Origin of the sequence: Blautia faecicola, assembly GCF_004123145.1 — a bacterium.
Lineage (GTDB): Bacteria > Bacillota > Clostridia > Lachnospirales > Lachnospiraceae > Oliverpabstia > Oliverpabstia faecicola.
In genome coordinates this window covers 2078000-2090748 of the sequence record NZ_SDKC01000001.1, presented here as the reverse complement: position 1 = coordinate 2090748, position 12749 = coordinate 2078000, and the positions used below count along the sequence as shown (strand labels likewise).

Annotated in this window: 14 protein-coding genes and 1 pseudogene; 9 read left to right on the top strand and 6 right to left on the bottom strand. The window is 46.3% G+C overall.

Features of this window, described 5'->3' with window-relative positions; all coding sequences use genetic code 11:
- Window positions 1–15 precede the first annotated feature (15 nt).
- Window positions 16–1254, top strand: coding sequence for an MYG1 family protein (locus ETP43_RS09345; protein ID WP_129257870.1), 1239 nt, complete (start codon window positions 16–18; stop codon window positions 1252–1254).
- 10 nt (window positions 1255–1264) lie between these two features.
- Here ETP43_RS09345 and ETP43_RS09340 read toward each other — a convergent pair whose 3' ends face one another.
- The gene (locus tag ETP43_RS09340; RefSeq protein WP_129257869.1) at window positions 1265–1567 is read right to left on the bottom strand and encodes a hypothetical protein; all 303 of its coding nucleotides are present in this window, start codon (window positions 1565–1567) and stop codon (window positions 1265–1267) included.
- 338 nt (window positions 1568–1905) lie between these two features.
- On the opposite strand from ETP43_RS09340, the gene ETP43_RS17635 reads away from it, so the two are divergent.
- Window positions 1906–2118, top strand: a complete 213-nt coding sequence (locus ETP43_RS17635; RefSeq protein WP_164979523.1) for a nucleotidyltransferase substrate binding protein — start codon at window positions 1906–1908, stop codon at window positions 2116–2118.
- 18 nt (window positions 2119–2136) lie between these two features.
- On the opposite strand, the gene ETP43_RS09330 is transcribed toward ETP43_RS17635, so the two are convergent.
- Window positions 2137–2685: an NUDIX hydrolase gene (locus ETP43_RS09330; RefSeq protein ID WP_129257867.1), complete on the bottom strand. Its 549-nt coding sequence runs from the start codon at window positions 2683–2685 to the stop codon at window positions 2137–2139.
- Window positions 2686–3079: 394 nt separating this feature from the next.
- Here ETP43_RS09330 and ETP43_RS09325 point away from each other — a divergent pair, with 394 nt between their 5' ends.
- Window positions 3080–4312, top strand: coding sequence for an aminopeptidase (locus ETP43_RS09325; protein ID WP_129257866.1), 1233 nt, complete (start codon window positions 3080–3082; stop codon window positions 4310–4312).
- A gap of 540 nt (window positions 4313–4852) precedes the next feature.
- Here ETP43_RS09325 and ETP43_RS09320 read toward each other — a convergent pair.
- Together ETP43_RS09320 and ETP43_RS09315 are read right to left on the bottom strand one after the other, a co-directional pair.
- A complete protein-coding gene (locus ETP43_RS09320) occupies window positions 4853–5998 on the bottom strand; it encodes a glycerate kinase family protein (protein ID WP_129257865.1) in 1146 nt (381 codons plus the stop codon).
- Entirely contained in the window at window positions 5995–6804 is an 810-nt protein-coding gene (locus ETP43_RS09315; protein ID WP_129257864.1) for a Cof-type HAD-IIB family hydrolase, read from the bottom strand. Before ETP43_RS09315 ends, ETP43_RS09320 begins: the two co-directional genes overlap by 4 nt.
- 336 nt (window positions 6805–7140) lie before the next feature.
- Here ETP43_RS09315 and ETP43_RS17085 point away from each other — a divergent pair, with 336 nt between their 5' ends.
- From ETP43_RS17085 to ETP43_RS09310, 3 genes are read left to right on the top strand one after another with little or no spacing between them, the layout of a single operon-like run.
- Complete coding sequence (locus tag ETP43_RS17085) at window positions 7141–7314, top strand: hypothetical protein (protein ID WP_164979676.1); 174 nt, start codon at window positions 7141–7143, stop codon at window positions 7312–7314.
- 34 nt (window positions 7315–7348) lie between these two features.
- Entirely contained in the window at window positions 7349–7519 is a 171-nt protein-coding gene (locus tag ETP43_RS17080) for a hypothetical protein (RefSeq protein WP_164979675.1), read from the top strand.
- A 22-nt stretch (window positions 7520–7541) separates the two neighbouring features.
- Window positions 7542–8024, top strand: a complete 483-nt coding sequence (locus ETP43_RS09310) for a GNAT family N-acetyltransferase (RefSeq protein WP_129257863.1) — start codon at window positions 7542–7544, stop codon at window positions 8022–8024.
- Window positions 8025–8179: 155 nt separating this feature from the next.
- Here ETP43_RS09310 and ETP43_RS09305 read toward each other — a convergent pair.
- Window positions 8180–8943, bottom strand: a pseudogene (locus ETP43_RS09305) (IS5 family transposase).
- A gap of 154 nt (window positions 8944–9097) precedes the next feature.
- On the opposite strand from ETP43_RS09305, the gene ETP43_RS17075 reads away from it, so the two are divergent.
- The 3 genes from ETP43_RS17075 (at window position 9098) to ETP43_RS09295 (ending at window position 11037) form a co-directional block, all read left to right on the top strand.
- Window positions 9098–9241 carry an AraC family transcriptional regulator gene (locus ETP43_RS17075; protein ID WP_164979673.1) on the top strand — a complete coding sequence of 48 codons (144 nt, stop codon included), beginning with the start codon at window positions 9098–9100 and terminating at the stop codon, window positions 9239–9241.
- A 71-nt stretch (window positions 9242–9312) separates the two neighbouring features.
- Window positions 9313–10437 (top strand): DUF362 domain-containing protein, encoded by a 1125-nt coding sequence (locus ETP43_RS09300; RefSeq protein WP_129257862.1) that lies wholly within the window; start codon window positions 9313–9315, stop codon window positions 10435–10437.
- 189 nt (window positions 10438–10626) lie between these two features.
- Window positions 10627–11037: a class B sortase gene (locus ETP43_RS09295; RefSeq protein WP_129257861.1), complete on the top strand. Its 411-nt coding sequence runs from the start codon at window positions 10627–10629 to the stop codon at window positions 11035–11037.
- A gap of 88 nt (window positions 11038–11125) precedes the next feature.
- On the opposite strand, the gene ETP43_RS09290 is transcribed toward ETP43_RS09295, so the two are convergent.
- Window positions 11126–12520 (bottom strand): alanine/glycine:cation symporter family protein, encoded by a 1395-nt coding sequence (locus ETP43_RS09290; RefSeq protein ID WP_129257860.1) that lies wholly within the window; start codon window positions 12518–12520, stop codon window positions 11126–11128.
- Between the last annotated feature and the right edge of the window lie 229 nt (window positions 12521–12749).

The window sequence follows — 12749 nt, the reverse complement described above, 5'->3', positions numbered from 1 at the left end:
CGAGGAGAATATATAATGAAAACAAATACATTATTAAAACAGATCAGACAGGAACATGCGTCTGCCTTTACCCACGGCGGAAAGTTTCATGCAGATGATGTGTTTTCTGCAGCTCTGCTGTTATATCTGAACCCGGAGATTACGATCACAAGGGGGAATAAAGTGCCGGAAGACTTCGAGGGGATTGTTTTTGATATCGGAAGAGGGCAGTACGATCATCACCAGAAAGACAGTCGGATCCGGGAGAACGGAGTTGCGTATGCTGCGCTTGGGCTTTTGTGGGAAGCACTGGGGGCAGAGATCCTGGGAGAAGAACTGGCACAGAAATTTGATGAAGCGTTTGTACAGCCATTAGATAACAACGATAATACCGGTGAGAAGAATGAACTGGCGGCGCTGATCGGAAACTTTAATCCGACCTGGGATGCCAACGGGAGCAACGACGAAGCATTTTTCCAGGCGGTCAGTGTGGCAGGGATGATTCTGGAGAATAAATTCGAGCGGTATCTGGGAAATGAACGGGCGGACAGACGGGTGGAAGAGATTCTCGAAGCGCATGAGAGAGCGTTACAGTCCGGCGAAAAGAAAGAAAACGAGGCGAAGATTCTGATTCTTCCGGAATTTGTACCGTGTCAGAAAAGACTGTCCGAGACGGAGATAGCCTTTGTGATCTTTCCGTCCAACCGGGGCGGATACTGTATCCAGCCACAGAAGAAAGAATATTCACTGAATTACAAATGCAGTTTCCCATCCGAATGGCTGGGTCTGGAAAATGAAGAATTACAGAAAGAAACAGGGCTGGTAAGTGCGGGATTCTGTCATAAAGGAGGCTTTCTGCTGACCACAGGGACGTTGGAAGATGCGGTGAAAGCATGCGAGATCAGCCTTGCAGAGTACAGGGAAGAACCGGTACTTGTGAACTTTGGTGGAGGTGCAGCGGCAGATGAACTGCTTGGAAAACTGCCGGGTCTGCAGACTGCGCGGATCATTCATATGGATTATGCGGAACTTCCGGAGCTGGAATTTCAGGGAATCTACGGGGAAGTTGTGATGGAAAAGCAGGAATGGAAAGCGTTTGTGAAAACACAGGTAAAGCAGATACTGAAATATAAACCGGAGGCGGTTTATGTGGCAGATCATATGTTTGAAGGGTATCCGGTTGTGCATGCGCTGAGAAAGAAACATATTCCGGTGCTGACGATGGTGGAAAAGGACGGACAGAAACTTCTGGTGAGAATCCCATCGGGATCATAAAAAAGGCAGCTTAAGCTGCCTTTTGGGTTCCGAGTGGTAATGGTGCATTTATAGAGGATTCTTTGTGAGGCGAAGTTTTTTGATACAGATAGAAGATACCTCCAAAGAATCCGAAAATCAGACCTGTGTAACCCGCAGAACAAAAGAGGACAACTGTTTGTGTAGAAAGGGAAACGGTGCTGATCAGGAAGACAACAGAACCGGCAAGCAGTCCGATCAGTGTCCATCCCGCCAGCAGCGCTGCGAGAAACATTGCTGAAACATGTGAGCTTTTTACATGATGGTTCATAAAATTCCATACAGTCTTATACATAACGATCCCTCATTTCTGTGTTTGATCTTATTCCTATTGTTTTCTTTTACTGTCATGATTATAAAAAAACTGTGTAAAATACGCATGCGCAGTAATGAAAAATTTATGTAAAACTTGCATGGAAAGCGTTGCAGGAAATTATGAGAATGCACAGTGTGGAGGGAGCTTCTACAGGATCTCCCCGTGAAATCCTGCAGCTTGGTTATAAAGTTGGATTGCAACTATTCAGTAGCCACTGTCCCGCGAGGTGTTTTGACATGAATATGTCAAAATCCCGAGACATACAAGCCAAAATGCCATCACCGAAGGTGATTTTTTATGCATTTTGGCTCGTAACTGTGAAGGTATTGAACAGTTACGTTGGATTTATTAACGATGCAGAAGTATGGCTGCTTATGTTAAAAAGGCGTAATACATCTGTCCATATATGGAATGAAGATGAAGTGAATGAAATGATCATACTGATACGTGACAGCTTTATTCCTGCTTTCAAGATTCTTACCGAGACATTATTGGAGAAACCGGACGAAGCAGAAAGTGACCGGAGGTAGGATAAGCATGTGTGCATTTTACCTGTACAGGTATCGCCGTACAACTTCGAGTCCCGGGACAGGGGCACAAAACTGCGTGTTACGGTTTCGACAGTTCTGGTATGTTTCTTCCAGATCAAACCACCGCACCGATTCCACCTCCTCTTTTTGCAGGACGAGTGTCTCGATATCGACAGGCTGCTGATAGACATAGACAAAGGCAATTTCGTTGTCCCGGAAGATTTTTCCGTGGAATTCTTCTGCAAAACTTCCGTGGATGCATCCGGCAAATGCAAGATCCTCCGGTTTGGCGTGGATGCCCAGCTCTTCCGCAAGCTCCCGCAGGCCGGATGCAAGTGGTTCATCGCCTGCCTGAATATGACCGGCGGAAGACGTATCGTATTTTCCGGGAAAAGAATCTTTGCTCATTGCGCGTTTTTGCATCAGAACCTGAAAATGTTCGTTTTTCCTGCAAACGATCCAGATATGAGCTGTTCGATGGCGGATTCCTTTCGTGTGTGCAAGGGTGCGGGAAATGATTTCCCCGGTCGGTTGTCCCTGTTCATCTACGATATCCAGATACTCCATGTGCGTCCTCCTGTGCGAGATTTTGTCATCGGTAACTATATGTCTTTCTGTATTATGATGTAAATACGCCATTTTATGGAAGTTCGAGGTGTTCAAGGGTTGCGGGAATTGCGTAGCAATGGAGCAATCCGATTACATCAATGAATGGCAAAATTTACTTTTGCCACTCACATCGTATTATAGTATACGGGGCAGGAAGTTACAAGAAGCAATTGATTATCGCGTGTGTTACCGTTCGCTGGTAATATCCCGCGAGGCGTTTTTCGTGTGACTGCACAGGAGAAAGACTGTGCTTGCATCTCGTACAAAATGCGGGTATACTCATAAGTAACTGTGGTTGCCGCAGATGTGTGACAATCGATGACAGAATATGGAAATGACTGGAGAAGGTAGTATGAACGAGAACAAATTAAGAGAATACGCGAAACTGATCGTAAAGATCGGAGCTAATGTACAGAAAGGACAGCGTGTCCGTTTGCAGGCAGGGGTCGATCAGATCCCATTGGTAACGATGGTGACGGAGGAGTGCTATAAAGCAGGAGCAAGTTATGTTGAGATGTTCTGGGAGTGTGGAGAAATCAACAAACTGCATTATCAGTATGCGTCAGCAGAGGTACTCGGTGAAGTACCGGTATGGGAAGAGGAGCGGGCGAAACAGATGACCGTGGATCTGCCGGTTCGTATCTTTATCGATTCTTCCGATCCAGATGAACTGGCAGGAATCCCAGCAGATCTGATTTCTACCGTCAGCCAGATGCGTCAGAAAGTCATGAAAAAATACCGTGATCAGATCGATGGTAAACATCAGTGGCTGATCGTGGCAGCAGCTTCTGGAAAATGGGCGAAAAAAGTATTTCCGGATGATACAGAGGATGTGGCAGTGGAAAAACTGTGGGATGCGATCTTTGACTGCGTATATCTGAAAGATGGTGAGGATGCGGAAAAAATCTGGCAGGCACATAACGAACGGATGACGCAGAAAGCAAATTGGTTAAATGAACAGAATTTTAAAACACTGCATTATACAAGCAGCAACGGTACGGATTTTCGTGTAGATCTGATTCCGGGAGCAAAATGGGGCAGTGCAGGAGATATCAATCATCTGAATCGTGCTTTCTTTGTTCCGAACATGCCGACAGAGGAAGTCTTCACAAGCCCGATGAGAGGAGAATGCGAAGGTCGTCTGGTTTCTACCAAACCGTTAAGCCGTTCCGGACAGGTGATCGATCATTTTACGGTTGATTTTAAGGACGGAAGAGTGGTAGACTGCCACGCAGAAGTAGGGGAAGAAGTTCTGAAGAAAATGTTTGCGATGGATGAAGGTGCTTCTATGCTTGGTGAAGTGGCACTAGTTCCGAAAGAGTCTCCGATCAACCAGTCTGGGTTAATGTTTTATAATACTTTGTTTGATGAAAATGCTTGCTGTCATGTGGCTGCCGGACGTGGATTTTCTGAGGTTATTGAAGGATTTATGGATATGACGGATGAGGAGATCTATGCGAAAGGGATTAATGATTCTATGATCCATATGGACTTTATGGTTGGCTCAGATGATCTGCATATTGTGGGGATCCGGGAAGATGGCAGTGAAGTGGATATTTTTGTGGATGGGACCTGGGCTGAGTAAGCTGGGGGAACATGCCATATAGAAAGGGTGTTCAAGACGGACGCCCGAAAACAGACCGCGCTGTCTGCGGCAACGTGGGCAGGGGAACTTTGAACTAATCCCTAACTTTGACTAAGACTCTCGCGAGAGCGCTCGAGCCTAAGTCTACGTAAGGGCTGGATTTCAAAGCTTCCCCTAAACGCCCACAAAGTGTTGCTGCAGACAGCGCGGTCTGTTTTCAGGCTGGGTGCTGGCTGAGAACTTGAAAGATGAACGAGAGGATTTTGAAGTAGGAGGTTCTGAAAGGAGAGCTGCTGAAAACTGCATTATATTATGCTATGAGGATTGTGAAAGTACGAAGTACGGAACAATACGGTATCAAAGGGGGCAGAATACCTTTTGAACCAAACAACATATCATATAAATGGAACATAGTATTATATAGATAAAACCGAGGGGAGAAGAGGGATCTCAGCCTCGGTTTTGTTGTGGTGTATATTTATAATTGATCCAGTGGATTAAGTCAATATTTGATATAGCCGGAATGTGCAGGAGAGTAATTTAGTGTATCTGTACTGCCTGGATCAGGCGGAAGACCTGTTCGGTGGTGGTGGTTAGGTTTTGGCGGGTGGTTTCGGGGTGCATGGCTTCTTCCAGGGTGGTTATGGTGTGGAGGATGGGGAAGAAGGCGTCGATGCCGTGCTGGTTGCAGAGGGTGGCTTCTTTGGTGGTGCAGCCGGAGAAGGCGAGGACGGTTTTGTTGTATTTTTTGGCGATGGCGGCGACGCCAATGGGGGCTTTTCCCATGATGGTCTGGCCATCGAGGCGGCCTTCACCGGTGATAACGATGTCAGCATCTTTGATGCAGGATTCCAATCTGGTTTCTTCCAGGACGATCTGGATGCCGGACTGGAGGATGGCATTTGTGTAGGAAAGGAAGGCGAAACCGAGTCCACCGGCGGCTCCGGTGCCAGGGTGGCTGGGGTCAGCGTTCGGGTATGTTTCCCGGGTGATGCTGGCGTAGAAGGCAAGCCATTGATCCATCTGGCGAATCATGTCCGGGGTTGCGCCTTTTTGCGGACCGAAGATGGCACTGCATCCCTGTGGACCGCAGAGTGGGTTTGTTACATCGCAGGCAATCTTAAAGTGACAATCTTTAAGTTCCGGGAGAACGTGTGTGTCATGGATCGTTGCAATCTGTGACAGACCGCTGGCTCCGAAGGGAACCGGCTGTCTGTTTTTGTCCAGAATATCGTATCCGAGTGCCTGAAGCATACCGATGCCGCCGTCGTTTGTGGCACTTCCTCCGATGCCGACGATGAAGTGCCGGCATCCGTTGGTGACGGCGTCGCGGATCAGTTCACCTACACCGTAGGTGGTTGTATATAATGGATTCCGATTCGATTCGTCCACCAGTGTGATACCGGCGGCAGCGGACATTTCGATAATGGCAGTTTTGGAAGCATCAAGAATCCCGTAAGAAGCTTCTACGGGTGTTCCGAGCGGACCGGTAACGGTCACTGTGCGGATCCGGCCGTTCATGCCGCGTGCGAGAGCCTCCACAGTTCCCTCCCCACCGTCAGCCAGAGGGCGGACAAGCACTTCTGCCTCTGGGAATACCCGGTGGATTCCTTCGCGGATGGCAGCTCCGGCGTCCAGAGAACTGATACTTCCTTTAAATGAATCGATGGCGATTACGACTTTCATATCTGAGATTCCTCCTTTAAGGCAATGGCGATTCCGTCCTCGTTGTTTGTGATCGTGACGGTATCTGCCGCTTCTTTTACCGCATCTTCTGCATTTCCCATAGAAACACCCCATCCGGCAGCTTTTAACATCGGAATATCATTTTCTGAGTCACCGAATGCAGCGGAGGCAGAGAGCGGGATTTCCAGACGGTCACAGATATCGGAGAGACCTTTTCCTTTGTTAATAGAGATGGGAATGATCTCCAGATAGAAAGGTGCGGTACGGACAACGGTAAGATCAGGAGTCAGATGCGAAGCGATGGTTTTCTGAACTTCAAAAAGTAAAGAGGGATCGACCGAAAGCAACAGTTTTACCGGTGCAAAATTCAGAAAATCCGCCAGGTTGTCCACCTGCGTACAGGACATCCGGTTACAGTGACATTCGTATTCCACCTTATAGCCGGAAGGATCAGTCACATAGAATTGTGTGCCGTCATCGAGAATCACAGTTACCGGAAGGGTTTCCAGAAAACGAAGGAGTTTTCGGGTCACTTCTATAGACATATGTGTCTCGGAGAGGATTGCTTCACTTGCAGCATCTACGATTTTTCCGCCGTTATATGCCATCAGGATTCCATGATATTTCTTTAACTGTAACAGTTCAGCAAATTCCAGAAGTCCATGGAGCGGTCGCGCGGAAGCAAGTACCAGCCGTGTTCCGTTTTCCTGAACGGAAAGAAGGGCATCCTGGGTAGCAGGAGTGATCTGTTTCTGATCGTTGGTAAGAGTTCCATCAATATCGAGTGCAATTAATTGTATATTCATAAGTACGTCCTTTCTGCTTTCTTTGTCTTTTAGTATAGCAGAAGAAAGAATCCATGTGTGAGGATTTTTCGGAGTAATCGTTGTAAATACACATATTTTTTTCGGAAATCATGCATATACAGACAAAATGTCTATACGATAGCAGGACGGTTGTGTTAAAATATAGAAAAATAGCGTTGGAAAGGTCACAACAAAATCTGATTTTTCCCACAGTGACGATGTGCGTAAATTTGTGCCGCAGCTTCAGGAAGAGAATCCTGGAACAGCAGGGCAGCAGCATGGCAAACTGGAACCGGAAATAAAATATATGAAAATAATTTGCGGAAGGAACGAAAAATGTCACTGGAAAAAGCAAAAGCATATCTGCGGGAGAAAGGCATGGAGGATCGCGTGATCCGGCTGGAAGATTCTACGGCAACGGTAGATGATCACAGCGCCGTGCGCCTGACCATCCCGGAACTGGAACGTATCGCCGGGGCAAAAGGCTGGGTGGATGTGTGTAAAGAGTAAACAGGCGAGAACAGAAAAGCAGGAGGGGATGCGTATGGATAGATTCAGAACCGTAATATCAGTAATTGGCATGGTGCTGGCCGGTGTGATCGGATATTATTTCGGAGCAGCACTGGGAGAATCGATGGGGTGTGCTATTCTATTTTCTGTCATTACGGGATTTGCCGGTGTGATTTATGTGCTGGATAATCCGAGAAAACAGTGATGACACACAGGAGGTTGGCAAAATGAAGTATGTTTCGTATCGGATAAGAAAATTACATCAGGAGGAAATAAAGATCTTAGACGATTTTCTATATGAAGCAATTTTTATCCCCGAAGGAACCAAAGCACCGCCGAAAGAGATCATCAAAGAGCCGGAGTTGCAGGTGTATGTTGCGGATTTTGGGAAAAAGAAAGATGATAACTGTTATGTTGCGGAAACGTCTGGGAAAATAGCAGGAGCGGTCTGGTGCCGGATTATGGATGATTATGGGCATGTAGATAATGATACGCCTTCACTTGCAATATCGGTTCTTGAGGAATTCCGGCATTGCGGAATCGGAACCGCATTGATGCAGCACATGCTTACCGCATTAAAACAACAGAGCTATCCACAGGTATCTCTGTCAGTGCAGAAAGCGAATTATGCTGCACGGATGTATAAAAAACTCGGGTTTGAAACTGTGGAGGATAAAGAGGAAGAATACATTATGGTTCGCAGACTGTGAACACAGAGATGAAGTCTGGTTTTACAACCTGGAACGAGTTGTACGCAGAGATGGGAGAAACAAAATGTATCGGTCATTTCCAGACAAAGGTATTAATTGCAGAAATGATTTTTTAGACACGCTCTAGAGCGTGTTTGAAAAACATTTTAAGTTGTTCATTTTAACCAAATTAATATTGAAACGATACATAAGAAGCCTAAGTAGGTGAATGCTAATTTATCATAACGTGTTGCTATTCGGCGAAATGCTTTCAATTTCAAAAAATAATTTTCGACCAGATGTCTTTCCTTGTAAAGCCACCAATCGCAACAACGGTCAAATTTAGCTCCTCGACGGGATGGAATGGTCGGCTCTCCTCCGTGGTCGTAAATGTAATCCATCAGTTGATTACTATCGTATCCACGGTCCGCCAGAACCTTGCTGCCATCTATTCGGATATGATCCAACAAAGGGATTGCGTAATTGATATCATTACGCTGCCCTTCACTGATCATAAAATACACCGGATACCCATAGGCATCTACTACTGCATGGATTTTGGTACTGGCTCCTCCACGGCTATGTCCGACTTCATTTGGGAGCCCCCCTTTTTAGCACCTGCACTATGCTGGTGAGCCTGAACAATAGAAGCATCTATAGATAGTTCTTCCAATTCAGCTTCCAGACTTAGAACGCGAAAAATATTATCCAGAATCCCATCATCAATCCATTTGCGAAAACGACTATATACGGTTTGCCAGGATCCATAACGTTCTGGGAGATCTCGCCAGGGTGCACCACTGCGTGCCAACCAGACCATCCCATTAAGAATGATGCGGTTATCTTTTCGTGGACGTCCCTGTTTCCCTGTATTTTCAGGCGGGAGTAACGGTGCAATGCGGTTCCATTCTTCATCTGTTAACTCATATCGTCTCAACATAGTGAACACCCCTTTTTCTTTATTTTATCATGAAAAAGGGAAATGAAACATGCGTTTTGTGCAATTTTTATTTTTCAAACACGCTCTAGTACTGACGCCGAAAGTACGAAAGGAGCAGGCTACGGGGATTCTCTGGATGCATGGGGGAGGATATATGACCGGAATGAAAGAAACGGTAGGATATGAAAATCAGGGGAAATTTGCAAAGGTATTTGCCGAAACATATGGTGTTTTACCGTTGGAGTATCGACGTCTGCCGGAAATAAGGAGCGTCAGAAGGAAGAAAAACGGATTCTGAGGAAATACTTGACACCGGGTACACCTGCTGTGGTATTCTTATCTAAAAAGAATTTACAGGAGGAATAAACTATGGAGAAATCAACCGTTTATTTTACGGATTTCCGATGTCCGGTAGGAACCAGTCAGCTGGATAAGCTGAAAAAACTCTGTGTCGCAGCAGGCATTAAAGATATCGATATGGATGGAAAATTTGTTGCGATCAAGATGCATTTTGGAGAGCTGGGAAACATGGCTTTCCTGCGCCCGAATTATGCAAAAGTGGTTGCAGATCTGTGTAAGGAACAGGGCGGGATGCCATTTCTGACAGACTGTAATACCCTGTATCCGGGAAGCAGAAAGAATGCACTGGAGCATCTGAACTGCGCGAATCTGAATGGATTTAACACGATCACAACCGGATGTCAGATCATCATCGGTGATGGACTGCGCGGAACGGATGAGGTGGAAGTTCCGGTCGTCAATGGAGAGTACTGTCAGACTGCACTGATCGGACATGCGATCATGGATGCGGATATTTTCATCAGCCTGAGTCATTTCAAAGGACATGAAGCAACCGGATTTGGCGGGGCGATTAAAAATATCGGTATGGGATGCGGAAGCCGTGCAGGAAAAATGCAGCAGCATGCAAGCGGAAAACCGGCAGTCAATGAAGAGGTCTGTCGTGGCTGCCGCCGCTGTGCAAAGGAGTGCGGCAGTGACGCGATCACCTATGTAAATAAAAAAGCAGTGATCGACTATGACAAATGCAAAGGCTGTGGACGTTGCATCGGAGCCTGCAGTTTTGATGCGGTATACAATCCAAACAGCAGTGCCAACGAACTGCTTGACCGGAAAATGGCTGAGTATGCACAGGCTGTCTGTCATGGCCGTCCACATTTCCATATTGCACTGGTACAGGATATCAGCCCAAACTGTGACTGCCATGGAGAAAACGACGCACCGATTCTTCCGGATATCGGAATGTTTGCAAGTTTCGACCCGGTAGCGCTGGATCAGGCGTGTGCAGATGCCTGTCTGCAGGCAACACCGATTGCAAACAGCCAGCTCGGAGAACATCTGGCAGAAGAAGGATGGCACTGCCACCACGACCATTTCAAAGATTCCAACCCAAACATCGAGTGGAAAGCAACGCTGGATCAGGCGGAGAAGATCGGTCTTGGAACGAGAGAATATGAATTGAAAAGAATAAAATAGGAACTGACGGCCAGACAAGAGAAAAAGATTGACATTTCCGACGGGACATTTCATAATGACGATGGTAGTTTGTTAAAACTAACAGGAGAAAGAATATGAGGCACTGGCAGAAACATATGTCAGTGACAAAACCGATGTTACAGAGGGAAAAGAGAGAAAAAGAAGGACTGGTGGCTTACCGAGGTAACGGTGGAGTTTGAGAAACTGCGAAAAGAAAATGCGGATATTGTGGCATGGATCCGTTTTGATGATCCGGACGAGATGGGCATTGATGATCCGGTGCTGTATTCCGGGGATAATGAGACATATCTGCGGAAAAATCTGCATGGAAAGATACATATTGCAGCCAGTATTTTTCTGGAAGGACTGAATCAGCCGGATTTTTCCGATTATTATAATATCCTTATCGGCTACCAGCCGGGAGAAGAATATCAGAAATTGATCGATCATATGGTAAATAATTCTTCAATCCAGACCGGAATAACTCCGCAGTCTTCCGACAAAATCCTGACATTGTCGACCTGTACGGGACAGGGCTATGAAAAACGGTTTGCGATACATGCGGTATGTGTGGATACACAGAGTGCAGATGTGAAATGAATGAGAAAATAAAATATGTATACAAAAAGGAGCTGTCGCACGAAAATCAGTGCGTCAGCTCCTTCTTGTATGTCAGGAATTAAAATATTTATTTTCCTTCGGTAGCAAAATACTCCTTCACCAGTTTCACAACGGTTCCCGACAACAGGAACACCGCGATCAGGTTCGGGATCGCCATCAACCCATTAAAGGTCTCTGCGATACTCCACAGAAGTCCAAGTTCCACGGTAGCACCAAGAATCGCTACCAGAGAATACACAACCATAAACGGCTTTACGATCTTCTCACTGGAAAACAGAAACTCGATACATCTTGCTCCATACAGTCCCCATCCGATGATTGTAGAAAAAGCGAAACAACACATCGCAACGGCTGTAAAAACAGAAATCCAACTGCCATATACAGAAGTAAATCCTGATATCGTGAGTTCTGCACCGGCAGCATGTCCATAAGTGACCGGGGTGCCGCTGCATAGAATAACCAGAGCAGTCAGGGTGCAGATGACAATGGTATCGGCAAATACTTCAAAGATACCGAACAGACCCTGTTTCACCGGTTTTCTGGTATCCGCACAGGCATGGGCGATGGATCCGGTACCAAGACCTGCTTCGTTGGAGAAGATACCACGGGAAACTCCTTTTTTCATGCTGAGGAAGAAGCTTCCTACCACACCGCCGGTTACAGCACGCGGGCGAAAAGCACCATAAATAATAGAATAAAAAACATGCGGAATATTACGGAAGTTGATCAGTACAACACCAAGTGCCAGAAGAATATAAAACAGTGCCATAAAAGGAACCAGTTTTTCCGTCACACTTCCGATTCGTTTGATACCGCCAAGAAGGATCAGACCAACCAGGATCGTGATCACGATTCCGATGATCAGATTCAGTGTGCTGACAGACTGATCAGAAATCAGGTGGAAATTGATCAGTGCGGAATCGACAGCCGTTGTGATCGTATTGACCTGTGTGGCATTACCGGTACCGAATACGGTAAGGACACCAAAAGCGGAAAACAGGTATGCCAGCCAGTGCCAGTGTTTTTTCAGACCATTTTTTATATAGTACATAGGTCCGCCGACGAGATCTCCCTGCGCGTTCGTCTCACGGAAATGAACGGCAAGTGTTACTTCGGCGAATTTGGTACACATGCCAAGCAGAGCCGAGATCCACATCCAGAAGACGGCACCAGGTCCACCGATGGCGATGGCACCCGCGACTCCGGAGATATTACCGGTACCGACCGTCGCGGCAAGAGCGGTACAGACTGCCTGGAATGGCGTCAGAGAACCGTCAGATGCGTCTTTTTTTCGGAACATACGTCCGATGGTGGTCTTAATTGCATAGGGAAATTTGCGGATCTGTAAAAAATTGGTGCGGATCGTCAGATACAGACCGACACCGATGATACAGATCATAGCAGGGACTCCCCAGATAAAATTGTTGACCGCCGAATTGATGGATTCGATTGTACTTAACATAGTTTATCCCTTTCTTTGGTTAAAATAAAAACTGATTTGTCCATTTGGCTGAAAAAAGCTGAATAGACTTTATCAGTATAGCATAGTTATGTGCAAAAGTGAAGAAAAAATATCCCCCATAGAGGCTTGTGAAAAAAGAAACAATCATGATATAATGAGCGGAAGAGAGCCAGAGGGAGCTTGCTCACTCTTGGCGAACGGCGAAATTATGGAGTGATGAAATCACGAC